Source organism: Geobacter metallireducens GS-15 (assembly GCF_000012925.1).
GTDB classification, from domain to species: domain Bacteria; phylum Desulfobacterota; class Desulfuromonadia; order Geobacterales; family Geobacteraceae; genus Geobacter; species Geobacter metallireducens.
Genome location: NC_007517.1, coordinates 1,789,667 through 1,815,785 on the forward strand (window position 1 = coordinate 1,789,667; position 26,119 = coordinate 1,815,785).

The 26,119-nt window shown below is 55.5% G+C and carries 28 protein-coding genes and 2 pseudogenes; 26 read left to right on the forward strand and 4 right to left on the reverse strand.

Going from position 1 to position 26,119, the window contains the following annotated elements; translation table 11 throughout:
• Position 1 precedes the first annotated feature (1 nt).
• The 19 genes from GMET_RS07980 to glyA all read left to right on the forward strand — a co-directional run bounded on the left by GMET_RS07980 (position 2) and on the right by glyA (position 16,569).
• Positions 2 to 358, forward strand: a complete 357-nt coding sequence (locus GMET_RS07980; RefSeq protein ID WP_004511478.1) for a ribosome-binding factor A — start codon at positions 2 to 4, stop codon at positions 356 to 358.
• Positions 351 to 1,301, forward strand: coding sequence for a DHH family phosphoesterase (locus GMET_RS07985; RefSeq protein WP_004511477.1), 951 nt, complete (start codon positions 351 to 353; stop codon positions 1,299 to 1,301). The genes GMET_RS07980 and GMET_RS07985 overlap by 8 nt, the downstream gene beginning before the upstream one ends.
• A 4-nt stretch (positions 1,302 to 1,305) precedes the next feature.
• Positions 1,306 to 2,220: a tRNA pseudouridine(55) synthase TruB gene (truB, locus tag GMET_RS07990; protein WP_004511476.1), complete on the forward strand. Its 915-nt coding sequence runs from the start codon at positions 1,306 to 1,308 to the stop codon at positions 2,218 to 2,220.
• A 114-nt stretch (positions 2,221 to 2,334) separates the two neighbouring features.
• Positions 2,335 to 2,601, forward strand: a complete 267-nt coding sequence (rpsO, locus tag GMET_RS07995) for a 30S ribosomal protein S15 (RefSeq protein ID WP_004511475.1) — start codon at positions 2,335 to 2,337, stop codon at positions 2,599 to 2,601.
• Between the two features lie 235 nt (positions 2,602 to 2,836).
• Positions 2,837 to 4,930 (forward strand): polyribonucleotide nucleotidyltransferase, encoded by a 2,094-nt coding sequence (gene pnp, locus GMET_RS08000; protein WP_004511474.1) that lies wholly within the window; start codon positions 2,837 to 2,839, stop codon positions 4,928 to 4,930.
• 54 nt (positions 4,931 to 4,984) lie between these two features.
• Positions 4,985 to 6,241 (forward strand): M16 family metallopeptidase, encoded by a 1,257-nt coding sequence (locus GMET_RS08005; protein WP_004511473.1) that lies wholly within the window; start codon positions 4,985 to 4,987, stop codon positions 6,239 to 6,241.
• A 7-nt stretch (positions 6,242 to 6,248) separates the two neighbouring features.
• Positions 6,249 to 6,695, forward strand: coding sequence for a dUTP diphosphatase (gene dut / locus GMET_RS08010; RefSeq protein ID WP_004511472.1), 447 nt, complete (start codon positions 6,249 to 6,251; stop codon positions 6,693 to 6,695).
• A gap of 15 nt (positions 6,696 to 6,710) precedes the next feature.
• Positions 6,711 to 7,817, forward strand: a complete 1,107-nt coding sequence (locus GMET_RS08015) for an aminopeptidase (protein ID WP_004511471.1) — start codon at positions 6,711 to 6,713, stop codon at positions 7,815 to 7,817.
• 5 nt (positions 7,818 to 7,822) lie between these two features.
• Complete coding sequence (locus GMET_RS08020) at positions 7,823 to 8,434, forward strand: L-threonylcarbamoyladenylate synthase (RefSeq protein ID WP_004511470.1); 612 nt, start codon at positions 7,823 to 7,825, stop codon at positions 8,432 to 8,434.
• 173 nt (positions 8,435 to 8,607) lie between these two features.
• On the forward strand, positions 8,608 to 9,147 hold the full coding sequence (locus GMET_RS08025; protein WP_004511469.1) for a YceD family protein: 540 nt from the start codon (positions 8,608 to 8,610) through the stop codon (positions 9,145 to 9,147).
• A gap of 13 nt (positions 9,148 to 9,160) precedes the next feature.
• The gene (rpmF, locus tag GMET_RS08030; protein WP_004511468.1) at positions 9,161 to 9,343 is read left to right on the forward strand and encodes a 50S ribosomal protein L32; all 183 of its coding nucleotides are present in this window, start codon (positions 9,161 to 9,163) and stop codon (positions 9,341 to 9,343) included.
• A 42-nt stretch (positions 9,344 to 9,385) separates the two neighbouring features.
• On the forward strand, positions 9,386 to 10,423 hold the full coding sequence (plsX, locus tag GMET_RS08035) for a phosphate acyltransferase PlsX (protein WP_004511467.1): 1,038 nt from the start codon (positions 9,386 to 9,388) through the stop codon (positions 10,421 to 10,423).
• Positions 10,424 to 10,435: 12 nt separating this feature from the next.
• A complete protein-coding gene (locus tag GMET_RS08040) occupies positions 10,436 to 11,416 on the forward strand; it encodes a beta-ketoacyl-ACP synthase III (RefSeq protein WP_004511466.1) in 981 nt (326 codons plus the stop codon).
• Between the two features lie 23 nt (positions 11,417 to 11,439).
• Positions 11,440 to 12,366 carry an ACP S-malonyltransferase gene (gene fabD, locus GMET_RS08045; RefSeq protein WP_004511465.1) on the forward strand — a complete coding sequence of 309 codons (927 nt, stop codon included), beginning with the start codon at positions 11,440 to 11,442 and terminating at the stop codon, positions 12,364 to 12,366.
• 7 nt (positions 12,367 to 12,373) lie between these two features.
• On the forward strand, positions 12,374 to 13,114 hold the full coding sequence (fabG, locus tag GMET_RS08050; protein ID WP_004511464.1) for a 3-oxoacyl-[acyl-carrier-protein] reductase: 741 nt from the start codon (positions 12,374 to 12,376) through the stop codon (positions 13,112 to 13,114).
• 98 nt (positions 13,115 to 13,212) lie between these two features.
• Positions 13,213 to 13,446: an acyl carrier protein gene (gene acpP, locus GMET_RS08055; RefSeq protein ID WP_004511463.1), complete on the forward strand. Its 234-nt coding sequence runs from the start codon at positions 13,213 to 13,215 to the stop codon at positions 13,444 to 13,446.
• Positions 13,447 to 13,538: 92 nt separating this feature from the next.
• Positions 13,539 to 14,771 (forward strand): beta-ketoacyl-ACP synthase II, encoded by a 1,233-nt coding sequence (gene fabF, locus GMET_RS08060; RefSeq protein ID WP_004511462.1) that lies wholly within the window; start codon positions 13,539 to 13,541, stop codon positions 14,769 to 14,771.
• Positions 14,772 to 14,783: 12 nt separating this feature from the next.
• On the forward strand, positions 14,784 to 15,230 hold the full coding sequence (gene rpiB / locus GMET_RS08065; RefSeq protein ID WP_004511461.1) for a ribose 5-phosphate isomerase B: 447 nt from the start codon (positions 14,784 to 14,786) through the stop codon (positions 15,228 to 15,230).
• 91 nt (positions 15,231 to 15,321) lie between these two features.
• Positions 15,322 to 16,569: a serine hydroxymethyltransferase gene (glyA, locus tag GMET_RS08070; protein ID WP_004511460.1), complete on the forward strand. Its 1,248-nt coding sequence runs from the start codon at positions 15,322 to 15,324 to the stop codon at positions 16,567 to 16,569.
• Positions 16,570 to 16,647: 78 nt separating this feature from the next.
• Here glyA and GMET_RS08075 read toward each other — a convergent pair whose 3' ends face one another.
• Together GMET_RS08075 and GMET_RS08080 are read right to left on the reverse strand one after the other, a co-directional pair.
• Positions 16,648 to 17,511, reverse strand: coding sequence for a chemotaxis protein CheX (locus GMET_RS08075; protein ID WP_004511459.1), 864 nt, complete (start codon positions 17,509 to 17,511; stop codon positions 16,648 to 16,650).
• A gap of 59 nt (positions 17,512 to 17,570) precedes the next feature.
• The gene (locus GMET_RS08080) at positions 17,571 to 17,930 is read right to left on the reverse strand and encodes a response regulator (RefSeq protein WP_004511458.1); all 360 of its coding nucleotides are present in this window, start codon (positions 17,928 to 17,930) and stop codon (positions 17,571 to 17,573) included.
• Positions 17,931 to 18,351: 421 nt separating this feature from the next.
• Between GMET_RS08080 and GMET_RS08085 the strand changes: the two genes are divergently transcribed.
• From GMET_RS08085 to GMET_RS19230, 5 genes and pseudogenes are all read left to right on the forward strand, one after another.
• On the forward strand, positions 18,352 to 18,642 hold the full coding sequence (locus GMET_RS08085; protein WP_004511457.1) for an HU family DNA-binding protein: 291 nt from the start codon (positions 18,352 to 18,354) through the stop codon (positions 18,640 to 18,642).
• A 328-nt stretch (positions 18,643 to 18,970) separates the two neighbouring features.
• Positions 18,971 to 19,140, forward strand: a pseudogene (locus tag GMET_RS18545) (LexA family protein); the annotation flags it as partial.
• 4 nt (positions 19,141 to 19,144) lie between these two features.
• Positions 19,145 to 19,279: pseudogene (locus GMET_RS18325) on the forward strand (DNA polymerase IV); the annotation flags it as partial.
• Positions 19,280 to 19,379: 100 nt separating this feature from the next.
• A complete protein-coding gene (locus GMET_RS08095; protein WP_004511454.1) occupies positions 19,380 to 19,709 on the forward strand; it encodes a TSCPD domain-containing protein in 330 nt (109 codons plus the stop codon).
• 69 nt (positions 19,710 to 19,778) lie between these two features.
• Positions 19,779 to 20,192 (forward strand): DUF1653 domain-containing protein, encoded by a 414-nt coding sequence (locus tag GMET_RS19230; RefSeq protein ID WP_004511453.1) that lies wholly within the window; start codon positions 19,779 to 19,781, stop codon positions 20,190 to 20,192.
• Between the two features lie 15 nt (positions 20,193 to 20,207).
• On the opposite strand, the gene GMET_RS18555 is transcribed toward GMET_RS19230, so the two are convergent.
• Positions 20,208 to 20,351, reverse strand: coding sequence for a hypothetical protein (locus GMET_RS18555; RefSeq protein WP_004511452.1), 144 nt, complete (start codon positions 20,349 to 20,351; stop codon positions 20,208 to 20,210).
• A gap of 235 nt (positions 20,352 to 20,586) precedes the next feature.
• Here GMET_RS18555 and GMET_RS08105 point away from each other — a divergent pair, with 235 nt between their 5' ends.
• Positions 20,587 to 23,061 (forward strand): AMP-binding protein, encoded by a 2,475-nt coding sequence (locus GMET_RS08105; RefSeq protein WP_004511451.1) that lies wholly within the window; start codon positions 20,587 to 20,589, stop codon positions 23,059 to 23,061.
• Positions 23,062 to 23,064: 3 nt separating this feature from the next.
• Positions 23,065 to 25,680 carry a cation-translocating P-type ATPase gene (locus GMET_RS08110; protein WP_004511450.1) on the forward strand — a complete coding sequence of 872 codons (2,616 nt, stop codon included), beginning with the start codon at positions 23,065 to 23,067 and terminating at the stop codon, positions 25,678 to 25,680.
• Positions 25,681 to 25,683: 3 nt separating this feature from the next.
• Here the strand turns inward: GMET_RS08110 and GMET_RS08115 are convergent, their stop codons facing one another.
• The gene (locus GMET_RS08115; RefSeq protein WP_004511449.1) at positions 25,684 to 26,115 is read right to left on the reverse strand and encodes an archease; all 432 of its coding nucleotides are present in this window, start codon (positions 26,113 to 26,115) and stop codon (positions 25,684 to 25,686) included.
• Positions 26,116 to 26,119 lie beyond the last annotated feature (4 nt).

Sequence of the window (26,119 nt, forward strand, 5' to 3'; positions counted from 1 at the left end):
CATGTACAAGCGATCCGATAAAGTTGCTGAAGCTATTCACGAATTGGTGTCCGGGCTCCTTGTCAAGGGGCTCAAAGATCCACGCATCGGGTTCGTGACCATAACGGGCGTCAAGGTTTCTGACGATATCCGCCATGCGACTATCTACTATACGGTTATGGGGAGCGACGAAGCGAAGAAGTCAACCTTGCACGGGCTGAACAGTTCCGTAGGATTCATCCGCAAGGAAGTCAGCAAGGAACTGCGGCTTCGGTTCGCGCCGGAACTCATCTTCAAGTATGATGAGTCGATTGAGTACGGAAACCGCATTGACCAGCTTCTCAAGGAAATCGGCAGCGAGGAAGGTGGCAATGATTGAGGGTATCATCGAGGAGATCCGCACTAACGGAAGCTTCCTGATCACTACCCATGAGAATCCCGACGGCGATGCCGTCGGGTCGTCGCTGGCCCTTGCTGGATATCTCCGACGTTTGGGCAAGGATGTGACGATCCATTTCTGTGATCCTGTCCCCGATCTCTACGCTTTTTTGCCACTGGCGGAAGAGGTGACACGGACCGTTCCTGATCGTGACTACGACATCTGTTTTGTCCTCGATGTGGGCGAGTTCCGTCGGGCTGGCAAACAGATTGCTGAGTGCAAGCGGATCAAGAAATTCATAAACATCGACCATCATTTAACATCTGATAACTTTGGCTTCATAAACTATATCGATCCCAAAGCGGCGGCAACGGGTATTCTCGTACATCGCATCATCACGGGGGCAGGGGACGTCGTAGGGTATGAAACGGCTCTCTGTCTCTACACCGCCATCATTACCGATACCGGTTCCTTTCGCTATTCCAACGCGAATCCCGAGGCCTTTGCTATTGCGGGTGAGTTGGTTTCCACGGGGATCAACACGTGGAGCATTGCCGAGAAACTCTATGAGAGTCAACCCCGCGAACGGCTTGAGCTTCTTGCCCTTGCCCTCTCTACCCTGACAATCTCTCCCCGCGGCGAATATGCCTCTATCACCGTTACTCTCGACATGTACAACAAGACGGGGGCTTCCGCTGAACTGACTGACGGCTTTGTTAATTATCCCCGCTCCATCCGCGGGGTGGAAGTTTCGGTCTTTTTCCGCGAGATCAATCCCGGCCTTTTCAAAGTCGGGTTTCGTTCCAAGGGGAAGATCGACGTGTCCCGTATCGCGGCGGCCTTTGGCGGCGGCGGGCATCACAATGCCGCAGGAGCTACGATGAATGGTTCCCTTGAAGGGATAAAGGCAACGTTGTTCTCCCACCTGGAGAGTACCCTCTGATCTGATGGACGGTTTCATTGTTATCGACAAGCCGGCCGGCTTGACTTCCCACGACATCATTGCGCGCGTCAGACGGATTCTCGGCCAGAAGAAGGCGGGCCATACGGGAACCCTTGATCCCTTTGCCACCGGAGTTTTGCCGGTTGCAATGGGAGAGGGGACCAAGGCGATACCGTTTCTTGATGAGGCTGTGAAAGAGTACCGTGCAACCATGGTGCTCGGTGCTGCCACCGATACCCAGGACTGTACCGGCAGGGTCGAGAAAGAAGGGGACTGGACTCGATTGTCCGTTGAGGCGGTCAGGGAAGTTTTCGGTGCATATATCGGAAAGTGCAAGCAGATCCCTCCCATGTACTCTGCGGTCAAGCAAGGGGGGGTTCCCCTCTACCGACTAGCGCGAAAAGGGCATGAGGTGGAACGAGAACCCCGGGATATCGAGATCCATTCCCTCATAATCGATCGTATGGAGCTGCCGCGAATTGAGTTTACGGTTTCCTGCTCCCGGGGCACCTATGTGAGAACGCTGGCACACGACATGGGGGAGCGCCTCGGTTGCGGCGCCCATCTTTCTGCGCTGCGCAGAACGCGGAGCGGCCCGTTTGACCTTTCCCGGGCCGTGACCCTTGACGAACTGGCAAGCATCAAGGAACAAGGCGCTGTTGATTCGCTTCTGCTGGCTCCCAACGAGGTGCTTGGTCATTTTCCCGAGATCGAGCTCTCAGACGAGGAAGTCCGCAAGGTTTACTGCGGAGTCCCTCCCCGTTGCCATGGCAGATGCGAAGAATCTTCAGCGTCGCAAAATGACGGTAAGAAGGTGCGTCTCGTTCAGAATGGCAAGCTTCTCGCTGTGGCTGAAATCGGTCAGGCTGAATCGGGTAACGGGAACAAAAGCCTAAGGCTTATAAGGGTTTTTAACTAGGTTTGGCTTTACAGGGGCGGTTCATTGTGGTATTAGTGTCCCTTGAGTTTTTTTGAAGCACATCACAAACGATCACAGATCGGAACACATGAAGATGAAAGGGGGTGTACGGGAGTGCTGGTAACGGACAAGAAGCAAGAGATCATCACATCGTTCAAGCGTCACGACAGCGATACGGGGTCTCCGGAGGTTCAGATCGCGATTCTCACCGAGCGGATCATCTATCTGACGGAGCACTTCAAGGTTCACAAAAAGGACCACCACAGCCGGCGCGGTCTTCTGAAGATCGTCGGCCAGAGAAGGAGACTCCTCGACTACCTCAAGAAGAAGGATGTCGAGAGGTATCGGGCAATCATCGAGAAACTCGGTATACGTCGATAAGAAGAGGCAGTATACTCCGTCGAGGGGTATATTGCCTTTCCTTTTTCTAGTAATTTCATGGGGGTTGAGGAGTTGGACGACTCTCGTGGAGATGAATTTTTATCAGTAAGTACATGGGCTTAGCGGCCCATTTATTTTGTCAGGGTGTTGGGGGCGTGGATCGAGCAACCAAGGATGCTTGGTTTTTCTATCGACGGCCCCAACGCACCACGAATAGGCTAAGGAGGCCACAATTATGAATGAACAGAAGGTAAACGTAGATTTTGGCGGCAGAACGATAACCATAGCTACCGGCAAAATGGCCAAACAGGCGAGCGGTGCGGTAATGGTAAGTTGCGGTGAGACCATGGTGCTCGTCACCGCCGTGGCGCTCAAATCCGCCAAGGAGGGACAGGACTTCTTTCCCTTGACGGTCAACTACCAGGAAAAGGCCTATGCCGGCGGCAAGATTCCCGGCGGCTTCTTCAAACGGGAAGGGCGCCCCACGGAGAATGAGACCCTTACCTGCCGCTTCATCGATCGGCCGATTCGTCCTCTTTTCCCTGAGAACTTTCTCAACGATACCCAGATCATGGCCACCGTCGTTTCCGCGGATCAGGACAATGACCCGGGAATTCTTGCCATGATCGGCGCCTCGGCGGCCCTTGAAGTATCTGATATTCCCTTTTTCGGTCCCATCGCCGGCGTAAAGGTTGGCCGGGTTGACGGGAAGTTCATTTGCAACCCCACTGCCGAGCAACTGGCTGCCAGTGACTTGGAAGTAGTTGTTGCAGCAAGCCGCGATGCGGTCATTATGGTTGAGGGTGGTGCTGCGGAGATTTCAGAAGCCGACCTCCTTGAGGCGATTTTCTTCGGCCATGCCTCGGTGCAGCCGATCATCGACGCCCAGATCGAACTGCGCAAGCAGGCTGGCGTACCCAAGCGGGAAATTGCTCCCCCCGCCGTCGATGAGGCTCTTGGTGCAAAGGTCAAAGAGCTTGCGTATGCCCAGATGAAAGATGCCGTCCGGATTCGCTCGAAGCAGGAGCGCCACAATCGTATCAGTGCCATTGCCGATGAAACGGTGGCTGCCCTTGAAGCTGATTTTTCCGGACGCGGCGCCGAGATTAAAGATTTCCTCGATGGTTTCGAGTATGAGCTTGTACGTGAGCACATCCTCAAAGACGGTGAGAGGATTGACGGCCGCGATACCAAAACGATCAGGCCCATCACTTCCGAGGTCGGTATTCTCCCTCGCGTCCACGGCTCAGCTCTTTTCACCCGTGGCGAGACCCAGGCCCTTGTTGCCGCCACTCTCGGTACTTCCAGCGACGAACAGCGGATCGACTCACTCTACGGGGAGAGCAGAAAGAGGTTCATGCTCCACTATAACTTCCCTCCCTTCTCTGTGGGGGAGACGAGCTTCCGTCTTGCGCCGGGCCGTCGTGAGATCGGCCACGGTTACCTGGCTGAGCGCGCTCTTGAGCGGGTTCTGCCCAAGCACGATGATTTCCCGTACACCATCCGCATCGTGTCGGACATTCTGGAAAGCAACGGTTCCTCCTCTATGGCTTCGGTCTGCGGCGGCGCCCTCTCCATGATGGATGCCGGCGTCCCCATTTCCGCTCCGGTTGCAGGCATTGCCATGGGGCTCATCAAGGAAGGGGACGACATTGCCATCCTTTCCGACATCCTTGGTGATGAAGACCACCTTGGCGACATGGACTTCAAGGTCGCCGGCACCTCGACAGGGGTGACCGCAATCCAGATGGACATTAAGATTACCGGCGTGACCCGTGAGATCATGGGCAAAGCCCTTGAGCAGGCAAAAGAAGGGCGGCTCCATATCCTCGGTAAAATGGCCGAAGCCCTGGCTGCTCCGCGTACCGATCTGTCACCCTATGCCCCGCGTATCACGACTATCTGGGTCAAGACCGACAAGATCCGTGACGTAATCGGCGCCGGTGGCAAGAACGTCAGGGGGATCACTGAGGCTACCGGCGTTTCCATCGATATCGAGGATACCGGCAAGATCAATATCGCCAGCACCAACAAAGAGGCCTGCGACAAGGCGATCAAGATGATCCGCGACCTTACGGCGGAAGCTGAAGAGGGCAAGCTTTACATGGGTACGGTCCGCAAGGTCATGGACTTTGGCGCTTTTGTCGAAATCTTCCCGGGTACCGATGGCCTTGTTCATATCTCCGAACTCGATACCGAGCGGGTGAAGGACGTTACCGACATCCTCAAGGAAGGGGACAAGGTGCTCGTGAAGTGCATCGGCATTGATAAGCAAGGAAAGATAAAACTGTCCCGTAAAGAAGCTCTGGGTGCAGTACTGCCCGAGTAGTGTCCGGCGGGAATCCTGCTGGTAAACTCACCGGTCCGCGGTATAGTTTTATTCATGGTCAGTAAAACAATCCTCGATAATGGCGTGCGGGTCATATCCGAGTATATGCCCCACGCCCACTCGGTATCCATCGGGATATGGGTCGCCAATGGCTCCCGTCATGAACGGCGGGAGCACAATGGCGTCGCCCATTTCATCGAGCATCTCCTCTTCAAGGGGACTGTGCGCCGAAGTGCACTTGACATTGCCCGCGAGATTGATTCTGTAGGGGGAGTGCTCAACGCATTCACCAGCCGTGAGTACGTCTGCTACTACGCCAAGGTCCTCGATAAAAATCTTCCACAAGCCGTAGACCTCCTTACTGACATCTTCCTTAATTCGACTTTTGACCCGGAAGAGATTGAGAAGGAGCGGAAGGTGGTCCTCCAGGAAATCAGCATGCTGGAGGATTCTCCGGACGACTATGTTCACGACCTCTTTCATCGCAGTTTCTGGAGAGGGCACCCCCTCGGCATGTCGATCCTTGGAAGTGCTGAGAGCGTCAGTAATCTTTCCCGTGATGCTATCGTTGCACACCGGGATGCGATGTACCGTTCCGAGGACATCATTGTGGCGGTGGCGGGCAACGTGCGCCACGATGAGCTTCTGAAACTCATAAGCGGCTCTTTTGACAGTGTTCCAGAGGGGACCGGACGCAACTGCTGCCATCTGCCCGTTTATGACCAGAAGCTGGAGATAGTCGAGAAGGATCTGGAGCAACTTCATATCTGTCTTGGGACCAAGTCTCTGCCCCATAATCATCCCCGACGGTTTGAAGCATATCTCATGAACACCATTCTCGGTGGCAGCATGAGCTCACGCCTTTTTCAGGAGATTCGAGAGCATCTCGGCCTTGCTTACACGGTCTATTCCTATGTTGTTTCACACACCGATGCAGGGTCACTCGTGGTCTATGCCGGAACGAGCCCTGAAAAGCTCAGTGATGTTCTTGAGATAACCTGTTCCGAGCTAAGACGGCTGAAGTTTGAACCTGTTCCCGCCACTGAGCTTGAGGCGGCCCGGGAACAACTCAAGGGAAACATTCTTCTCTCGCTTGAGAGTTCAGACAACCGGATGACCAAGCTTGCAAAGAATGAAATATATTTTGGCCGTTACCTTTCCCTTGCCGAGCTGACTGGAGGCTTTGACAGCGCTACGGCAGACGGCATTGCTGAACTGGCCAACGATTTCTTCTCGGGCGATTATGTCACCCTTGCCCTTACGGGGAAGATATCAGGACAGATTCCGGACCTCTCGCATCTCGTACTATAGGTGACTGATGGAACGCTGCGTAGTCAAGGTTCGACGGGTGCGTGGGGGGGACCAGAATCTCCCCTGCTACATGACAGTCCACGCAGCAGGCATGGATCTCTGTGCCGATCTCGTGGACGACCTTGTCCTGAATCCAGGTGAGCGAAAGTTGGTACCGACGGGACTTGCTATTGCTCTCCCCGACGGATTCGAGGCCCAGATAAGGCCCCGGAGTGGTCTCGCTCTCAAGCATGGCATCGCCCTTGTGAATTCGCCCGGCACCATTGATCCGGATTACCGTGGCGAAATAGGGGTGATCCTGATCAATCACGGCAGTGAACCGTTTGTTGTGAGGCGGGGAGAGCGTATTGCCCAGATGGTTTTTGCCCCCTTTGCCCGTGCTGAACTGGTTGAGGTGGATGAACTCGACGAGACAGCGCGGGGCGAGGGAGGATTTGGCCATACCGGCCGATGAAAGGAACTGAGTCCAATGTTCGATCCGCGCGTCCGTCAACTTGCCGAAGTGCTCGTTACTTACTCGACCCGGGTAAAAAAGGGGGACGTGGTCCTCATCAATGCCAGCGGCACCGATTGCCTTCCCCTGGTGAAGGAGCTTTATTCCCTCTGTCTGGCCCGGGGGGCAAAGTATGTTGAGTATTCTTTCCATATCCCCGAGATAGACCGCCATTTCTACAACACTGCCACTAAGTCGCAGCTCTCCTTCTTTCCCCAGCACAAGCTGGATTTCATGAAGCAGGTCAACGTCTTTATTTCCATCTCCGGCTCCCCTAATTCCATGGTTATGGCTCAGGCTAACCAGAAAAACATGATTGCCTGGTCGAAGGTGACCCGCCCCATCGTTGACTGGCGAGTCAAAAATACCCGCTGGGTAATTACCCGTTATCCTACGCATGGGGCTGCCCAGGAAGCGAAGATGAGTCTTGAAGAGTATGAAGAATATCTTTTCGCCGCCTGCTGCATCGATTGGGAGGCTGAATCGCGCAAACAGGAGAAGTTGAAGCGCCTCATGGACAAGGCCGACACGGTACGGATCAAAGCGTCTGACACGGATCTCTCGTTCAGCATCAGAGGGCTTGACGGCATAAAGTGTGACGGGCGTTTCAATATCCCTGACGGAGAAGTTTTTACCGCACCTGTCCGGGATTCTGTCGAAGGACACATCACATACAACTGCCCGACTATCTACCAAGGTAAGGAATTCAACGGCGTCCGTCTCGAATTTGCGAAGGGGCGGATTGTGAAGGCCTCGGCGCCCGGCATGGACGATGAGCTTAACCGTATCCTCGATACCGATGAGGGCGCACGCTTTATCGGAGAATTTGCCATTGGTGTCAATCCGAACATCCGCGTGCCAATGAGGAATATCCTCTTTGACGAGAAGATCTTCGGCTCCATACATTTTACTCCGGGGCAATGTTATGACGAGTGCGACAATGGCAACCGTTCGGCTGTCCACTGGGACATGGTGAAGCTCCTCAAGGGTGACGGGGAAATCTGGTTTGACAATCACCTTATCCAGAAGGATGGCCTCTTTGTGCACAAAGACCTCGTTTCCCTTAATCCGGCGCGAGAGTAGCTCCCATGCTCCTTGACATTAACCCCCAGAATCCTCAACCGAGACTCGTCGCACAGGTGGTCAAAATCCTCAAGGATGGCGGCATCATTGCCTATCCGACTGACACGACCTATGGTATCGGTTGCAGTATTTTCAGCAAGAAGGGGATCGAGCGGATCTACCTCCTTAAGCAGCGCGAGAAGAAGAAGCCATTCTCCTTCATCTGTTCCGACCTGTCCGAGGTGGCGCGCTACGCCAAGGTCAGCAATTATGCTTATAAGATGCTCAAGCGTCATCTTCCCGGTCCTTATACTTTTGTCCTTGATGCCACCAGCATTGTTCCTGATCTTCTTGTGACCAAACAGAAAACCGTTGGAATCAGGATTCCGGACAACCGGATCTGTCTTTCACTGGTAAAAGAACTCGGCCATCCGATTATCACTACAAGCGCCAACCTTTCCGGTGAAGAGCCCATCGGCGATCCTTACCTTGTCGATCTCAACATGGGCAAACAGCTTGATGTTGTCGTCGATGGAGGGATTCTGTCCGCCGACGTCAGCTCCGTGGTAAGCCTCATCGGTGACTATCCACAGGTGCTTCGTCAAGGTGTGGGCGATGTGAGTTGGTGTGAGGGATAATTGGGAGAGCCTGCCCGGGAATGACAGAGCCAAATTGCTTGCAAATACACCAATAATAGGGTATGAGAAATCGACGGCCGCCTGAAAGGGCGGTTTTCTTTATGGCTCATTTCGCTTGACAATGCGTAGCAGTTCTCTATACTGATGGGCTTCTAGTGATAGGTCGATTGCTAATGAAAATCAGAGTAGATGACATAACTGATCAGCCAAAGATTCTCTCTTTTCAGGAGCCTAGCGAAGCATTTCCGTCACTGGCGGAACTTCAGGCAACGGGCGAGAGCGAATTCCTCTCTCCTCTCATGGTGGAGCTGGCGGTTTCAAAAGAATACGGGCACATTCGGGTCAAGGGGAGTGTAGCGGTTAAGATCCGTTTTGTCTGCTCCCGGTGTCTCGTGCCGTTTGATGCGGATATTTCTTCAGCTTTTACAATGTTTTACTCCGAAGGTAGTCGGATTGATTCTGACGAGGATGAAATAGAGCTCGCTGAAGAGGATCTCGTTTCGGTTTTTTATGAAGGCGACGAGATCGATTTCGCTCCGGAGATAGCTGAGCAGGTCATCATGGAGTTGCCGCTCAAGCCCCTCTGTGGCGAGGGGTGTAAGGGACTCTGCGTCACGTGTGGCGCTGACCTTAATGAAGGTGAGTGTGGTTGCGAGCGTACTACGTTCAATGTCAAGTTTAGTGCGCTCAAGAATTTTAAGGTAGAAAAGTAAAAGGAGAAATATCATGGCAGTACCTAAGAAGAAAACGTCGAAATCCCGCAAAAACATGAGAAGGGCACACGATTTCCTTACTCCGCCGGCCGCTTCGGTCTGCCCCCAGTGCAAAGCGCCGAAGCTCCCCCACCGCGCATGCTCCTCATGCGGTACCTACAAGGGCAAAGAAGTCATCAAGAGCGAAGAGATTTAATAGCTCCTTGTCTGGCCTGACTCATCATTGTCCAGGGGTATCATGAGAGTAGCGGTTGATGCAATGGGGGGCGACAACGCTCCTTCGGTTGAGGTTGAGGGGGCTGTTGTTGCCGCACGGGAATTTGGCATTCCCATCACCCTTGTCGGTGACACGGAGCGGTTACGTCAGGAATTGGGCAAGCACAACGTCCAGGGCCTAGATATACTACTTCACCATGCCAGCGAAGTGGTAGGTATGCACGATGCTGCCTCCGATGCCGTTCGCCGCAAGAAGGATTCGTCAGTCCGTGTTGCTTTTGAGCTTCTCAAGACCGGTGCTGCCGATGCTGTTGTGAGTGCCGGCAATTCCGGTGCTACAATGGCGGCCGGCATGTTTGTCCTTAAGCGGCTCAAGGGGATAGACCGGCCTGCAATAGCCCAAATATTTCCTACATTGCGTGGCAAGACCCTTGTTCTGGATGTCGGCGGTAATGTTGACTGCAAGCCGATACACCTTGTTCAGTTCGCCATAATGGGTGAAGTGTACGCTCGTCACGTCATGGGTGTTGAACAGCCCCGCGTCGGGCTCCTTTCTAATGGCGAAGAGGATAGCAAGGGGAATGAACTCACCCGCGAAACCAATTCCATCCTGAAAAACATTTCCTTCGATTACATTGGTTATGTGGAAGGCCGTGACATTTTTAATGGAGTTGTTGATGTGGTGGTTTGCGACGGATTTGTTGGCAACGTCGTCCTGAAGCTATCGGAAGGGCTTGCTGAAGCCGTGGGGAAGATGCTCAAAGACGAAATCAAGCAGAGTTTCCTTTCCAAGCTTGGCTATCTGTTTTCCCGCAAGGCATTTTCAAATTTCAAGAAAAAGGTAGATTACGCTGAATATGGTGGCGCACCTCTTCTGGGGATAAATGGGGTTGCCATGATTTGTCATGGTGGCTCAAACGTCAAGGCAATAAAAAACGCTATTGTGTTTGCCAATGACTATGTCAGAAAGGGAGTGAATCAGCGGCTCGCAGAGAAGTTGGAGACTGAGTTCACCATGTATATGCAGCAGGGCAACGTCCGGGAGTCGGTTGCCGGCTGAGGGGGCATGGTAATGGCCAGAGCGAGAATTATCGGCACAGGTTCGGCCGTGCCTGAGATGATACGGACTAATTTCGACCTGGAAAAGATGGTCGACACCACCGACGACTGGATTACCACCAGGACTGGCATCAGGGAGCGGCGCATCGCTGCTGAAGGCGAATATACTTCAACTTTCGCAACCCGTGCGGCTGAGCGGGCTCTCGAGATGGCTGGTGTTACTGCTGAAGAAATTGATCTCCTCATTGTTGCGACCGTCACCCCAGATTTTCCCTTTCCATCTACCGCATGCATAGTTCAGAGCAATATCGGAGCGAAAAGGGCCGCTGCGTTTGATGTCTCCGCTGCCTGTTCGGGGTTTCTCTATGGACTCTCGTTGGCGGACAATGCCATTCGGTCTGGGGGGGCAAGTAAAGCTCTCATCATCGGCGCCGAGGTTCTGAGCCGAGTTATTGACTGGACCGACAGAAATACCTGCCTTCTTTTCGGTGACGGTTCCGGGGCCGTAGTGGTTGAAGCATGCGAAAGTGAACAGGGAGTTCTTTCAACGCACCTGCATAGCGACGGTTCCTATTGGGAACTCCTTTATCAGCCCGGTTGCGGCAATCGAAACCCCGCCGTTCAGAAGACCCTGGATGAGAGGAAGAACTTTCTCCGAATGCAGGGGAATGAGGTGTTCAAGCTTGCCGTGCGGGCTATGGAAGACGCTGCCCTTCAAGCACTGGAAAAGAATGGCCTCACTCCCTCGGATATCAGTATTTTTATACCCCACCAGGCTAATCGTAGAATCATCGATGCCATCGGCAAGCGTCTTGGTTTAAGCGATGACAAAGTCTACGTTAATCTTGATCGATATGGAAACACCTCTTCTGCTTCAATCCCGCTTGCGCTTGATGAAGCCAACCGTGGTGGGCGGATAAACGAGGGGGATATTGTCCTCTTTGATGCCTTCGGCGGTGGCCTCACGTGGGCCTCTGTTCTGCTGCGCTGGTAATCTCTCTCCCAAAAGGAACTGCTATGAGTAGACGAGCATTCATATTCCCCGGCCAGGGTTCGCAATATCCCGGCATGGGAAAGGATCTTGCGGATAACTTCGCACTAGCCCGGAAGACATTCGAGGAGGCTGATGACGCCCTTGGGGACAACTTGTCTCGCCTCTGTTTCGATGGTCCCGAAGACCAATTGAAGCTCACCGCCAACACGCAGCCCTCTATCCTCACCGTTAGTGTGGCTGCCCTGCGGGTCCTTCAAGAGGAGACCGGCTTGAGTGCACAGTATTTTGCCGGTCACTCTCTTGGAGAGTATTCCGCATTGGTGGCTGCCGGCGTCATTCAGTTCGCAGACGCGGTTAGAACGGTTCGTGCTCGCGGGACCTTTATGCAGGAGGCTGTGCCTGTCGGCGTTGGAGCCATGGCAGCCATGTTGAGTATCGAGCCCGACGTCCTTGCCGCTATCTGCGCTGAGGCTGCCCAAGGCGAAGAGGTCTCCCCTGCCAACTTCAATTCGCCTGGACAGATTGTCATTGCAGGCCACACGGGGGCCGTCAATCGGGCCATAGAGATTGCCAAAGCCAAGGGGTTCCGCAAAGCGATGCTCCTTCCTGTAAGTGCCCCCTTCCATTCGAGCCTCATGGTGCCTGCCGGTGAAAGGCTTGCCGGCGTCCTTGCCCCAATTACTGTTGGTGCATTCAGTGCGCCCGTGGTGACGAACGTGGAGGCTAAACCCAATGACGACAAAGCACGGGTGAAAGAGCTTCTTGTTCGTCAGGTGAGTGCTCCGGTTCTCTGGGATGCATCGGTACGCGAAATGGTGGCTCTTGGTGTTACGGAGTTCGTGGAGGTTGGCCCGGGCAAGGTTCTGTCGGGTCTGGTCAAGAGGATTGACAAAGGAGTGTCCACGAAGAATGTTGAAGACGCGGCAGGAATTAAGGCCATCGGGGAGTAGGGAAACCATGAGTCTTGAAGGTAAGGTTGCAATCGTAACGGGAGCCTCAAGGGGAATCGGCAGGGCCATCGCCCTAAAACTCGCCAGGGAGGGGGCCAGTGTGGTGGTGACGGCCACGACACTGGAAAGCGCCCGGAAAACTGCGGCAGAGATTGAAGCGCTCGGGCACAAAGCCCTGTCTCTGGCCGTAGATGTTGCCGACTCGTCTGCAGTGGAAGCCATGTTCGTATCGGCGGTCGGAGCTTTTGGGAAGGTTGATATCCTTGTGAACAACGCGGGTATCACGAAGGACGGCCTTCTCCTCAGAATGAAAGATGCCGATTGGGATGCGGTTATCGATGTGAACCTCAAGGGAGCTTTCAACTGCATCCGCGAGGCGGCAAAGCTCATGGTCAAGGCTCGTAGCGGCCGCATTGTCAATATCAGTTCCGTTGTTGGCGAGATGGGTAATGCAGGACAGATCAACTATTGCGCAAGCAAGGCAGGCATGATCGGGCTTACAAAATCGGCAGCCCGCGAGCTTGCCAAGCGGGGAATTACGGTCAATGCCGTAACGCCCGGATTCATTGAGACGAATATGACGTCGGTTCTTTCCGACAAGGTGCGCGAAGGGCTCTTACAACAAATTCCTCTTGAGCGTCTCGGCACGTCGGATGATGTTGCAAATGCTGTTTTTTTCCTTGTCTCGTCAATGGGGGACTACATAACAGGGCATGTCCTTTCAGTAAATGGCGGCATGTACATGTGAAAAAATTATCTTTTGCAATCTGATTGATTCATGATATGTAGCTAGAAAAACTAACTGAAAACCTGAACAGGGTTAATACCAAACGGAGGTGAAAAAGAATGTCAGCGATAGACAAAAGGGTTAAAGAGATCGTTGCCGAACAGCTTGGCGTCGATGAAGCACAGGTAACGAATGAGGCATCGTTCATGGACGATCTGGGTGCCGATTCTCTTGATACCGTGGAACTGGTGATGGCCCTCGAGGAGGAGTTCGACATCGAGATCTCCGACGAAGACGCAGAGAAGATCCAAAGCGTACAGGACGCCATCGACTACATCACCGAGCATACCTAAACACGAGGGGGAAGGGGAACCTTCCCCCTTTTCACACAGAGCGGCACTGCCGCTATCTCTGCACGATTCCAGAACATCGGGAGCACGCCATTATGAGAAGAGTTGTTGTGACGGGAGTTGGAGCCATTTCTCCCCTGGGGACCGGCAATGGCAAGAACTGGGATGCACTCGTCGCGGGACGGTCAGGAATCGATCTGATTACCCGTTTCGACGCCTCGGAGCTTCCTGTAAAGATTGCCGGCGAAGTTAAGGATTTCACTCCTGAGGATTTCATTGAAAAAAAAGAGGTCAAGAAAATGGACCTCTTTATTCAGTATGCCCTTGCGGCTGCCCAGTTTGCCATGGAGGATTCGGGGCTTCAGATTACCGATGAGAACGCTGAACGCGTCGGGGTGATTGTCGGAGCTGGTCTCGGCGGACTGCCGACCATTGAGAAATATCATGCGGCAATGCTGGAAGGGGGCTACAAGAAGATCTCTCCTTTCTTTATTCCGATGCTCATTATCAACCTGGCTCCGGGGCATATTTCCATCAAGTACGGGGCAAAAGGACCAAACCTTTCGTCAGTTTCAGCCTGCGCGACCGGTACCCACTCAATCGGTGATGCCTATCACATGATCAAGCGGGGAGATGCGGATGCCATGATTGCCGGCGGTACCGAGTCGACGGTGACACCTCTCGGCATAGGTGGTTTTGCCGTGATGAAGGCCCTCTCTACCCGTAATGACGACCCGAAAGGGGCATCGCGCCCCTTCGAGAAGAGCCGTGACGGATTCGTCCTCGCTGAAGGCGCCGGAATCGTGATTCTTGAGGAGTATGAGTCTGCCAAGAAGCGCGGAGCGAAGATTTATGCCGAGGTAGTCGGTTATGGCCTCTCGGGCGATGCCTATCACCTGACAGCGCCTGCCCCGGAAGGAGAAGGGGCCGCCCGCTGCATCAAGATGGCGCTCAACAACGCCGGCATCAATGCTGATCAGGTTGACTACATCAATGCTCATGGTACTTCAACTCATTTTAATGATTACTATGAGACGCTTGCCATCAAAAAAGTCTTCGGAGACCACGCAAAGAAAATCATGGTCTCTTCCACCAAATCGATGACCGGTCACCTTCTCGGGGCAGCAGGCGGTGTCGAGGCGGTATTCAGCCTCATGGCGATGGACAAGGGTGTTGTTCCTCCGACCATCAACTACCAGGAGCAGGATTCTGAGTGCGATCTCGATTATGTCCCCAACACTGCCCGGGATGCAAAGATCACCTATGCCATGAGCAACAACTTCGGTTTCGGCGGCACCAATGCCTCGCTTCTCTTCAAGAAGATATAGCGAGGTGATGCAGTGATACTCGTCGGAAGCGATCATGGAGGCCTTGAACTGAAGGAGGCAATTAAGCTTCTCCTGACTGAGCGGGGCATTACTGTTGAGGATTGTGGTACTGATAACGGCAATTCGGTCGATTATCCCGACTTCGGCATTAAGGTTGCCCGCAAGATTTCAGCAGGCGAAGCGGAGAAAGGTATTCTTTTCTGCGGAACCGGCATCGGGATGTCAATCGTTGCCAACAAGTTCCCCAATGTAAGGGCTGCCTTGGCAACCGACCCTTTCATGGCTCGTATGGCGAAGGAACACAATAACGCCAATATACTGGTTCTTGGAGGGCGGGTCCTCGACGAGGCGACGGCCCGCGAAATGGTTTGTGTCTGGCTCGATGCCACTTTTGAAGGGGGGCGTCATCAGGGGAGGCTCGATAAGATAGCCGCCCTTGAAAAGGAACTGATGAAGTAGTCCGGCCGAACCGGCCGACTTGTGGAAGATACGCACTACGGGACTGTCAATGGTCCCGTTTTCCTTTTTGTAATCGTGAAAGGAGTCAACTATGTCGATCCTCGAAACCTTTGACCCGGCAGTAGCCGAGGCCATCCGTCATGAAACCGAGCGCCAGGAGTACAATCTGGAGCTCATTGCGTCCGAAAACTTTGTCTCCGAAGCAGTGATGGAGGCCCAGGGGTCGGTTCTGACCAACAAATATGCTGAAGGGTACCCTGGCAAGCGATACTATGGCGGTTGCCACCATGTGGATGTGGTGGAGAACCTTGCAATTGAGCGGGCGAAAGAACTTTTTGGTGCCGATCATGCGAACGTCCAGCCCCACTCCGGCTCCCAAGCCAATATGGCGGTTTATTTCTCGGTGCTGAAGCCGGGCGACACCATTCTCGGCATGAATCTCTCCCACGGCGGCCACCTTACCCACGGTAGCCCGGTGAACTTCTCGGGCCGGTTCTTCAACGTGGTTCCCTATGGTGTTTCCCAGGAAACCGAGACGATTGACTTCAACGAAGTCGAGCGTCTGGCCCTTGAGCATAAGCCGAAGCTGATCGTTGTGGGGGCCAGCGCCTATCCACGTGTTCTGGATTTTGCCGCCTTCAGGGCCATAGCCGACAAAGTGGGGGCGCTGGTCATGGTGGACATGGCCCATATTGCGGGGCTCGTTGCTGCCGGCCTTCACCCAAGCCCGGTTCCCTATGCCGAGTTTGTCACCACGACAACCCACAAAACCCTGCGTGGACCCCGCGGCGGGATGATTCTCTGCCGCGAGGAATTTGCCAAGACCCTCAATTCCAATATTTTCCCCGGTATTCAGGGCGGCCCTCTCATGCATGTCATCGCGGCCAAGGCAGTTGCCTTCAAAGAGGCTCTTGCGCCTGAATTCAAGTTGTATCAGGAGCAGATTGTCAAGAATGCACGGACCCTTGCTGACGAACTCATGAAGCGCGGCTTCCGGCTTGTCTCCGGAGGTACCGACAACCACCTGATGCTTGTTAACCTGACGGGCACCGAGTTGACCGGCAAGGTGGCCGAGGAGGCCCTCGACAAAGCGGGTATCACGGTCAACAAGAACACCGTCCCCTTTGAGACACGCTCTCCCTTTGTTACCTCCGGCTTCCGGATCGGTACTCCTGCTGCCACAAGTCATGGACTCAAAGAGGCGGAGATGGTGGAAGTTGCCGCTTTCATCGCCGAGGCCTTGGCAAATGTGGGGAACGAGGCAAAGCTTGCAGAGGTAAAGGGGAAAGTGAACGCCCTTATGGGCCGTTTTCCGCTCTATGCCAGCCGCCTGAAGTAACGTTACCACACCATCTTACACAAAGAGGGGGAATGCCACGCTGCATTCCCCCTCTTTGTGTTTGGACTGTCGTGAGTCTTACTGTTGTATGAAGACCGCCAGCTCAATCCTGTCCCCATCGGACAGGCAGACCGGGAAACAGAGGGCCTTGTGGCCGTCAGGCACCTGAATGCCATCGGGGGCTTCTATGATCTCGGGTGGGGCTATTTCCATGGACTTGCCACTCTGGGCCGCCTTGGCGGCGATGTTCCCCAAAGCCACGTTCACGAATTCCATTACCGTGTCGTCGAGAATTTCCTTTGGTTCGTTGTCGACATTCGGTTCCTTGAGAATCGCCTTGGCAATTTTTTTCTGAGTGGCGGCAGTAACGCCCATGAAATAGCGCCCTGAAATATCACCGGTGAAATCCATGGTGGCGTAAACATCCATTGCAGGTACCCGGTCAGCCACGAAGCAGGGTTCGGGGCGGAAGACGAGGAGCGCCACGCGGGTAAGCATCTTGTAGGAGAGGTCGGCCACCATTTCCCAAATTTTCGGTTCGGAGACACCGGTCGGTATAACCACGGTATCAGTGGCGTACTGGGCCTGATCGGCCTTGAATTCTTCCAGGTATTTCGGCAATTCATCGGCTTGAAAACTACCCACCTTGACGAGAGCTTCTCCGATGTAGAGATGGGTATTTTTCTGTCGCGTCAGAACCTGCATCATCTGCTCACTGGTCAGAAGCCCCAGCTTTACCGCCATATCCCCGAACCGAAGGTCTTCGATCCGTTGCGCATTGTGGATCCTCTCGATATCTGCCTCCGTGAGAATGCCCATGGCAAGGGAGGTGGCTCCGAAGCTGAGATTCACCGATTCCTGAAGCTCTATGGCCTGCAAGAGGGTTTCCCTCGAGACCACCCCTTTTTCAACGAGAAACTGTCCGAAAAACTTGACTGCCATATCAATGTCCTCCCTGAAAACAAGAGTAGCGTCATACGTTGGCCGTGGGCGGCCTGTGTCTAAATCTCGCGGAGGATTTTCAGGATATCATCCGCTTCGAATGGCTTTGAGATAACCGTGCGGGCTCCGAGGCGCAGAGCTTCGGTGAACTTGTCGCCGACACCTCCAAGTGAGGTAATCATGACCACCTTCACGTTTTTGTCGAGGGCCACGAGGGTGCGGAGGGCAGTCAGTCCGTCCATACCCGGCATGTTCATATCCATGCAGATGATGTCAGGGTGTTCGGTCTGGTGCATCCGGATGGCTTCCATGCCGTTTTTGCCGTGGCCAACCACTTGGAACTCGCCGCTGTCTGCGAGGATCTTCTCCAGTTGTCGGGCCACTGAGATACTGTCATCTACAATCAGCACCTTTTTCATGTACTCCTCCTTCCTATACGTCCGCGACTACGCGTTTGCTTGTCTGTTCACTGTTTCATATCGGCAGGTTGCGGATTTTATTTAGAAAAAAATTATCAGGTTTTTCCCTCATCTGTAACCAACCGTAAAATAGATAGAATATGGTGCGCCTGTGCAGGCCTTACCATGATAGCCAAAAGCCGGAAGTTCCCGATGATGAAGGGAGCAGCATGGTCAACAGTGCGTTCTTCGGTTTAGGTAAAATGTGCATACATTTTTCTTTGTAAATGCAAACATGTTGTTATTTCAAGTGGTTAAGTCTGCTATTCCGGTTGAATCCTGAGCTGATAAAAGATCTTGAGCTTTGTCCTCTATAAAAACCCTTGCAAAATGGATAGTTGCCGCTATAGTAGCCATAGAATCCCATAAACAGGAGGGTTATATGACCAAAGCAGAACTCGTGGACGCCGTAGCAAAATCCGCAGAACTCACCAAGGCTGCCGCTGACAAGGCGGTGAACGGGGTGATCGAAGCAGTTACTGCAGCTCTCAAAAAAGGTGACAAGGTGACATTGGTTGGCTTCGGCAGCTTTGAGGTCGCTACCCGCAAGGCCCGTACCGGCCGCAACCCCCAAACCGGTAAAGAGATCAAGATTGCTGCCGCCAAGGTTCCCAAGTTCCGCCCCGGCAAGGCCCTCAAGGACGCCGTGGCCGGCGCCAAGAAAAAGAAGTAATCCGCTTTTTTCAAGAGTAACAGGAAAGCCTCTCGTGTCAGACATGAGGGGCTTTTTTCGTTGTAATCTCCCCTAAATGAGCTTTCCACGGCAGGTGTGGATAAGTCTCCTGTTGCTGTGGATATGTCTCAGATTTCCTAAGTATCATTCAGCACTTTTTCGGCTTGCACAATGAATAGGCATTGTTGTTAACGTGTTGGAATTGTGTGTCAATAGTTATTTTTGCTTGTGCGGAGTGTTGAGTGCAATTCATCTGCAGGATGGGCCAGGCGATAAGGTTGAGTGAGGTGGATAACTGTCGCTTGACAGGGGTATCTTGGAATGGTAGGTGGTGGCAGTGGTCGATGGAGAGGCAACCCTCAACCGCTTCTATCGAGGTGAGGATCATATCGTCTCCAGCCCGAAAACACTGATATGGAGTCGATTATTGTCCGCAACGGGGAGGGGGAGGTGGCCATCGTCGGCAAGGTGGTTGGAATCTACCGTCCTCTGGACTGATACCATGGAATCTGTACATGAACGAACCATTCTCCACGTGGACCAGAATGCGTTCTTCGCATCGGTGGAGCAGGAGGCGAACCCCGAACTGCGCGGCAAACCCATCGCGGTCATCGGCAGGGGCCGGACGGTAGTGACTTGAGACCCTGTCGGGACGTCCGTTTGAAAAGAAAAAGCGACATATTATGTCGTATCATTATGGTAGATTGGCATGCACCGAGTAAGGAAAGGTGCCCTCTATGAATGCGCAACGACCCCAGGCCCTGCCGGGCCAAACCCTTGCCCTTGATACCAACTGCGGCAAACTTTATGTCACGGTGAACTGTGATCCTTCGAGTTGCCTGCCGGTGGAGATATTCTGCCGTTTCGGCAAGGCGGGCGGCTGTGGCAGTGCTGTCATGGATGGCATGACGCGGATGATATCTTGCGGGCTCAGTGCCGGCATGGCTCCGGAAGAGGTGGTGTCGCACCTTCGGGACATATCGTGCCATCGCGGTCCGGGAACCTGCATGGATGCCGTTGCTCAGGCAGTGGAGGCGGTCGTGGCGCAGGAGGGAGATGAGTGCTAGTTGGTTGTAGTTGGTGGTTGGGTAAGTATATGTTTCTGGGCGTGGCGCAGGGGGCGCAAGGGGAAATGTGTGAATGATAAGATTGGTCCGGGATTGTACCGGCACTACAAGGGTAATTTATATAGGGTAATCGGCGTGGCCCGCCACAGTGAGACCGAGGAGGAGGTGGTGGTTTACCGGTGCCTGTATGGCGACGGTTCCCTCTGGGTTCGTCCTCTGGTGATGTTCGCGGAAACGGTCACTGTTGACGGCAATCTTGTGGCGAGATTCGAGCGGCGTGACGAAGCAAATGTTTCGCCATGCATTGACGGGAACCGCTGCAAGGGGTGCGGTCGTTGTGTTTCGGTCTGCAGGGACCGGCTCATCAGTCTGGAATCAGGTGAGGGGAGGAAGGTCGCTGTCATGGGAGAGCGTCGGAGGTGCGATCTCTGCGGCCGGTGCATTGCGGAGTGTCTGTTCGGGGCCATATCGCTAACGGGTTGAAATGATGGCCAATGGCTATTTCATGTTTTCGTAGAACAGGAACACGAGGAGGACGATGAGGGCTGCCGCGACGATCATCAGTACGAAGGCTATGGCGGTGTTGACGGTGTCCTGGAGTTTTTCCTTCGGCGTTCTGGTTTCCCTGATATATCGACCCATCGGCGTCCTCCGGTTTGGCACGGTATTTCAGTTTGCTGACCCATCATATACTATTTGGTTACATAATCTATAAAGAATCTTCTCTCTACGGGGCAACAAATCAAGACCGGCCGCGGCCGGTTTTTGTGCGCCCTTGCCCCCTTTGATCACTTCCTTGTTGTCCCCCGGGTTGCATCGGCTCCATGGCACACTTATACTTGTTCCGACTGTTTGCTTTCAGGATATGGAGTACACCATGGAAACCCTTTCTGATGTCTTTGCGACCTTTTCCCAACGGGGGGACACGACGGCTTTTGTTCACCGTACAGGGGTAAGACGCTATGTTTTTACTTACCTTGATCTGCATGCGCTTTCGCTCCGGATGAACCGCTGGCTGGCTGACCAGGGAGTAGGGGAGGGGGATCGGGTGGTTCTCTGGGGACCCAACTCTCCCTGGTGGGCGGTGGCTTTCTGGGGCATCGTAACGCGGGGCGCGGTTGCCGTACCGGTCGATTTCATGTCGGGGGCCGAGCGGGCCGAGATCATTGCCGGCCTCACGGATGCGAAGCTCGTCATCCAGAGCAGAGACAAGCTTGACCGGCTCACGGGGAGGCCGTCGGTATTGCTGGAAGAGCTCGGTTTTCTTCTGGAAGCGGTGGAACCCCTTGCGACCACCCATCGGCCTGCACCCGATGACATGGCGGAACTGATTTATACCTCCGGCACCACCGGCAACCCCAAGGGGGTGATTCTTACCCACCGGAACCTGGTTGCCAATATCCTGCAGGTGAACCGGCACATTCCCGTCGTTACCCCCGATTTCTCGTTCCTGTCACTTCTTCCCCTTTCTCACATGTTCGAGCAGATGGGAGGTTTCTTCACTCCCCTCTACCGGGGAGCCGCCATCGTCTACATTCGCACCCTCAAACCGTCGGCGATCATGGAGGCCCTGGGGGAGGAGGACATCTACGCCATCATCGCCGTGCCGCGACTGCTCCAACTCCTCAAGGGCTCCGTGGAGCGGGAGCTAGAGGCCAAGGGCCTTGGTTCCATCTTCAGGTGGCTCCTGAAAGTGGGAGAGCGGATGTCCCGCGGGGGACGTTCGGTTCTTTTTCGTCCCATCCAGCGGAAGTTCGGCCGCAATTTTGCCCTGTTCGTCTCGGGAGGCGCTCCCCTTGACCCGGAGGTGTTCCGCTTCTGGAACGGCCTCGGCTTCAGGGTCGTCGAGGGGTATGGCCTCACCGAGTGTTCGCCGGTCCTGACCGCCAACACCATGGAACGCCAGGTGATGGGCTCAGTGGGCACCCCCCTTGACGGCGTGGAGTTGCGGCTCGAAGAGGGGGAAATCCTCGCCCGGGGCGACAACATCTTTCCCGGCTACTTCCGCAATGAGGAAGCCACCCGGGGGGCCTTCGTCGATGGCTGGTTCCGGACCGGGGATCTGGGGGAACTGGACCCGGACGGCTGGCTCCGCATCAAGGGGAGGAGCAAGGAGCTCATCGTCACCGGGGCCGGGGTCAATGTCTACCCCGATGAGATCGAGGCGATCCTCAACCGGACCCAGGGAGTGCGGGAAGGGTGCGTCATTGGTCTTGACCGGGGAAAGGGGGAAGAGGTTCACGGCGTCCTGATCCTGGACGGCTCCGGGCGGCCGACGGAAGAGATCGTCAATGAGGTGAACGCCAAGTTTGACGAACTCCACCGGATTACCTCCTTTTCCGTCTGGCCCGAAGCGGAGTTCCCCAAGACCACTACCCTGAAAATCCGCAAATTTCAGGTCAAGGAACGGATTGAGCAAGGTGGGGGTGCTCTGGGAGACGGGCGGGGCGCCGATCGCCTCACGGCCCTTGTGGCGACCATTACCGGCTCTCCCCTGGAGCAGGTCACAGAGGGGGCCCTTCTTGTTAACGACCTGGGGCTCACCTCCATCGCACGCCTCGAACTCGTGAATGCTCTGGAGATGGAATTCCGGCTCGACCTGGAGGATTCGGTCATAGGCCCCCAGACCCGCGTGGCCGACCTCAGGGAGATCGTCAGTCGTCGGGAGAAGGTGCATATCCGCGAGCATTTCCGGATCTGGGCCATGGGGGGAGTTGCCCTTGCGGTGCGGCGTCTCCTCGACACCGTACTCCATGGCCCGCTCCTGCGGGCCTTCGTAACCCTAAAATCCCTCGGCATCGAAAATCTTGAGGCCGCCGACGGGCCGGTCATGTTCGTCTCCAACCACCTGAGCTACCTGGACCAGCCGGCCATCATGTGCGTCCTTCCCGACGCCTGGCGCTACAACACCGCCACTGCAGCCTGGGAGGAGTTCTTCTTCCGCAACTTCAAGAACCTTCCCCAGCGGCTCTGGAAGCGATTCACGTACGAGTATGCAAGCGTGGCCTTCACGGTCTTTCCCCTTCCCCAGTCACGGGGCTTCCGGGGGGCGCTCCACTTCATGGGGACTTTGGCGGACCAAGGCATGAACATCCTTCTCTTTCCTGAGGGAGAACGCTCCCGGGACGGCAGGCTTCTGCCGTTTCAGCAGGGACTCGGCGTCATGATCCGCGAACTGGGGGTGCCGGTGGTTCCGGTCAGGATCAGGGGACTTGAAAAGGTTCTCCCTCGCGGCGCCTCGTGGCCTCAAAAAGGCGAGGTTTCGATAACGTTCGGCAAACCGATTCACTTCCGGGGAGAATCGCCGACAGAGATCGTGGACCGGGCGCGCCGCGCCGTGGAGGATTTGTAGGTAATGGCATGGCACCTGAAAACCAGTGACGAGGCCATGGCAAAACTCGGCACTTCCCCAGAGGGGCTTTCGGTTGAGGTTGCTCGAGAACGTCTTGCTGAGATCGGCCCCAACGAGCTGGAGGAACAGGTCCGCCGGACTCCTTTCGCCATGGTCCTCTCCCAGTTCACCGATTTCATGATTCTCATCCTCCTTGGCGCTGCGGTGCTTGCGGCCACTATCGGCCACCTGAGTGACGCCCTGCCGATCATTGCCATTGTCATCCTTAATGCCCTTATCGGCTTTGTCCAGGAGTTTCGGGCCGAACGGGCCATGGCGGCCCTGCGGGAGATGGCGGGGAACAGCGCCACCGTGGTGCGGGAGGGGAGCCCGGTTGCTATCCCTGCCAGGGATATCGTGCCGGGTGATCTGGTGCTTCTGGAAGCGGGCAACGTCGTTCCGGCCGATCTGCGGCTGGTGGAGACGGCCCATCTGAAGGCAGTGGAGGCGGCCCTCACGGGGGAATCCCTGCCGGTAGAGAAGATGACGGTTCCCCTTGCCGACCCTGAACTCTCTCTGGGTGACCGGCGCAACATGGCCTACAAGGGGACCATCATCTCCTACGGGCGGGGAGCGGGTGTTGCCGTGGCCACGGGAATGGACTCGGAACTGGGCCGGATTGCCACCATGCTCCAGAACGAGGAGGAGACGAAAACCCCGCTGCAGAAGCGGCTCACGGTTTTCGGCCAGCGCCTGGCGGTGGCGATTCTCATTGTCTGCGCCATTATCTTCGCCCTCGGCTATTTTCGGGGAGAGCCACTACTCCTTATGCTTCTCACCGCCATTTCCCTGGCGGTGGCGGCCATTCCCGAGGCGCTTCCCGCAGTGGTCACCATCACCCTTGCTCTGGGAGCCCGGAAATTGGTCCGGCAGAACGCTCTTATCCGGCGGCTTCCGGCGGTGGAGACCCTCGGCTCGGTCACCTACATCTGTTCCGACAAGACCGGCACCCTCACCCTCAACCGGATGACCGTGGAGAAGGTGGCGATGAACGGCGTCACCATGCCCCTTGCAGATGCCTGTGGCACCATGGGTGGAGAAGAGGCAGGCCGTCACTTCATGATGGCCCTGGCCCTTTGCAACGATGCACGGCTCGACAACGAGGGGAACCTCCTTGGAGACCCCACCGAGACCGCCCTTTCGGCTGCGGCCCTCATCTGCGGCTATGACCGCAGCGAACTCGAAGCATATCATCCCCGCGTGGCGGAGCTTCCTTTTGACTCAGAGCGCAAGCTCATGACCACTTTCCACCGACGGAGTGAAGGTTTTGTCTCCTACACCAAGGGCGCAGTGGAGGCGATTCTCGACAGATCCTCGGCAATGCTGGTCGATGGGGAGGAGAGCGCCCCTGATGTCGAAAAAATTCTCAGACTGAGCGAGGAGATGGCGGAGGAGGGGCTCCGGATCCTGGCCGTGGCCATGCGGAACTGGGAACAGGTTCCCGACCGTCTGAAGAGCGACCGTGTGGAGAGTGATTTGATTTTTCTCGGCCTGGTGGGGATGATGGACCCCCCGCGGGATGAGGCTGCGGAGGCGGTGACCGACTGCCGAGGTGCCGGGATCACGCCGGTCATGATTACCGGCGACCACCCGCTCACGGCTCGGATCATCGCCCGGCGCCTTTCGCTCGTTGGTGACGAGAGCGAAGTGATCACCGGTCGCGAGTTGGCGGAACTCTCCCTGGAGGAGTTCGAACAACGGGTGGAGGATATCAGAGTCTATGCCCGGGTGGCGCCGGAGCAGAAGCTGAAAATCATCAAGGCCCTTCAGGACAGGGGGCATTTCGTCGCCATGACCGGCGACGGGGTGAATGACGCCCCGGCCCTGAAGCGGGCCGACATTGGCATTGCCATGGGGATCACCGGCACCGACGTGGCCAAGGAGGCGTCGGCCATGATCCTTCTGGACGACAACTTCGCCACCATCGTCAAGGCGGTGCGGGAAGGGAGACGGATCTACGCCAATATCCTGAAATTCATCATCTATTCGATCACGAGCAACGCCGGTACCCTGGTGGCCATAACCCTGGCCCCCTTCTTCGGGCTCCCGCTCCCGCTATTGCCGATCCAGATTCTCTGGCTGAACCTGCTCTGTGACAGTCTGCCGGGGTTGGCCCTTGCCGGCGAACCGGCCGAGCGGGACGTCATGAGGCGTCCGCCGGTGGACCCCCGGGAGGGGATATTCTCCGCCGGCCGGGGATACTTTGTGCTCGGTTACGGGTTCCTCATCGGCGCCGTCGCTCTCGCGTTCCAGGCCTTTGCCCTGCGCCGGGGACTTCCCTGGCAGACCATGGTATTCACCTTCCTCGTCCTGAATCGGATGGCGGTTGCCCTCTCGGTCCGCTCCGACCGGCAGTCGCTCTTCCGGATCGGGCTTCTCTCCAATCTTCCCCTCTGCGGGGCGATTATCGTCACCTTCCTTCTGCAACTCATGGTTGTCTACACGCCGCTGTTGAATCCGATTTTCTCCACGGCGCCCCTCTCCGGAGAAGCCCTTCTCATTACGGTGGGACTGGCGGTCGGGATGATCCTGGTCTCTGAGCTCCACAAGGTACTCAAGCGGATACAGCGACGCAGATAGGTTTCAGATGTCGAGAACGACCGTTGCCCGCCAGGTTCCGTCCCGCAATTCGACGGCGAACCGGTGGAGAGTGACGGCCTTCACGTCCACGACCATGGGGTGACGGTCGAGGTCTATCTCTTCGCCCCGGACCACGGTATGGAGTTTCAGGATTGCGTCACTGTCGGCGATGGTGAGGGAGGATGGCCGGAGAAGGAGCCTCCGGGCGTCTTTGTAGTAGATGATTTCCTGCAGGAAATCGAAGAGGAGGAGGTCGAGATCCGCGTTTTCGAGGATGATTTCAAGCTCCTGACGGGGTTGGATGGTGGCGAGATCCTCCACCATGACGTTGGTCAGGGCATCGGCCGCCGCCGTGAACATCTCCTCCCGGGTGGCACCGGTTGCCTCGAAGGCGGTGTCCGCAGTGGCGATGTCGGGGAGATAACGGTAGGGCATGGGG

Bases quoted from the DNA above. Each gene is read 5' to 3' on its own strand.
- GMET_RS08105 (WP_004511451.1), top strand. From the start codon at position 20,587: ATGGAAACCCTTTCTGATGTCTTTGCGACCTTTTCCCAACGGGGGGAC.
- dut (WP_004511472.1), top strand. From the start codon at position 6,249: ATGGAACGCTGCGTAGTCAAGGTTCGACGGGTGCGTGGGGGGGACCAG.
- glyA (WP_004511460.1), top strand. From the start codon at position 15,322: ATGTCGATCCTCGAAACCTTTGACCCGGCAGTAGCCGAGGCCATCCGT.
- GMET_RS08115 (WP_004511449.1), bottom strand. From the start codon at position 26,115: ATGCCCTACCGTTATCTCCCCGACATCGCCACTGCGGACACCGCCTTC.
- truB (WP_004511476.1), top strand. From the start codon at position 1,306: ATGGACGGTTTCATTGTTATCGACAAGCCGGCCGGCTTGACTTCCCAC.
- acpP (WP_004511463.1), top strand. From the start codon at position 13,213: ATGTCAGCGATAGACAAAAGGGTTAAAGAGATCGTTGCCGAACAGCTT.
- GMET_RS18555 (WP_004511452.1), bottom strand. From the start codon at position 20,351: ATGGGTCGATATATCAGGGAAACCAGAACGCCGAAGGAAAAACTCCAG.
- GMET_RS08020 (WP_004511470.1), top strand. From the start codon at position 7,823: ATGCTCCTTGACATTAACCCCCAGAATCCTCAACCGAGACTCGTCGCA.
- GMET_RS07980 (WP_004511478.1), top strand. From the start codon at position 2: ATGTACAAGCGATCCGATAAAGTTGCTGAAGCTATTCACGAATTGGTG.
- GMET_RS08080 (WP_004511458.1), bottom strand. From the start codon at position 17,930: ATGAAAAAGGTGCTGATTGTAGATGACAGTATCTCAGTGGCCCGACAA.
- fabG (WP_004511464.1), top strand. From the start codon at position 12,374: ATGAGTCTTGAAGGTAAGGTTGCAATCGTAACGGGAGCCTCAAGGGGA.
- GMET_RS07985 (WP_004511477.1), top strand. From the start codon at position 351: ATGATTGAGGGTATCATCGAGGAGATCCGCACTAACGGAAGCTTCCTG.
- GMET_RS08075 (WP_004511459.1), bottom strand. From the start codon at position 17,511: ATGGCAGTCAAGTTTTTCGGACAGTTTCTCGTTGAAAAAGGGGTGGTC.
- GMET_RS08040 (WP_004511466.1), top strand. From the start codon at position 10,436: ATGGCCAGAGCGAGAATTATCGGCACAGGTTCGGCCGTGCCTGAGATG.
- pnp (WP_004511474.1), top strand. From the start codon at position 2,837: ATGAATGAACAGAAGGTAAACGTAGATTTTGGCGGCAGAACGATAACC.
- GMET_RS08015 (WP_004511471.1), top strand. From the start codon at position 6,711: ATGTTCGATCCGCGCGTCCGTCAACTTGCCGAAGTGCTCGTTACTTAC.
- GMET_RS08025 (WP_004511469.1), top strand. From the start codon at position 8,608: ATGAAAATCAGAGTAGATGACATAACTGATCAGCCAAAGATTCTCTCT.
- rpmF (WP_004511468.1), top strand. From the start codon at position 9,161: ATGGCAGTACCTAAGAAGAAAACGTCGAAATCCCGCAAAAACATGAGA.
- GMET_RS08110 (WP_004511450.1), top strand. From the start codon at position 23,065: ATGGCATGGCACCTGAAAACCAGTGACGAGGCCATGGCAAAACTCGGC.
- GMET_RS08005 (WP_004511473.1), top strand. From the start codon at position 4,985: ATGGTCAGTAAAACAATCCTCGATAATGGCGTGCGGGTCATATCCGAG.
- GMET_RS08085 (WP_004511457.1), top strand. From the start codon at position 18,352: ATGACCAAAGCAGAACTCGTGGACGCCGTAGCAAAATCCGCAGAACTC.
- fabD (WP_004511465.1), top strand. From the start codon at position 11,440: ATGAGTAGACGAGCATTCATATTCCCCGGCCAGGGTTCGCAATATCCC.
- plsX (WP_004511467.1), top strand. From the start codon at position 9,386: ATGAGAGTAGCGGTTGATGCAATGGGGGGCGACAACGCTCCTTCGGTT.
- fabF (WP_004511462.1), top strand. From the start codon at position 13,539: ATGAGAAGAGTTGTTGTGACGGGAGTTGGAGCCATTTCTCCCCTGGGG.
- GMET_RS08095 (WP_004511454.1), top strand. From the start codon at position 19,380: ATGAATGCGCAACGACCCCAGGCCCTGCCGGGCCAAACCCTTGCCCTT.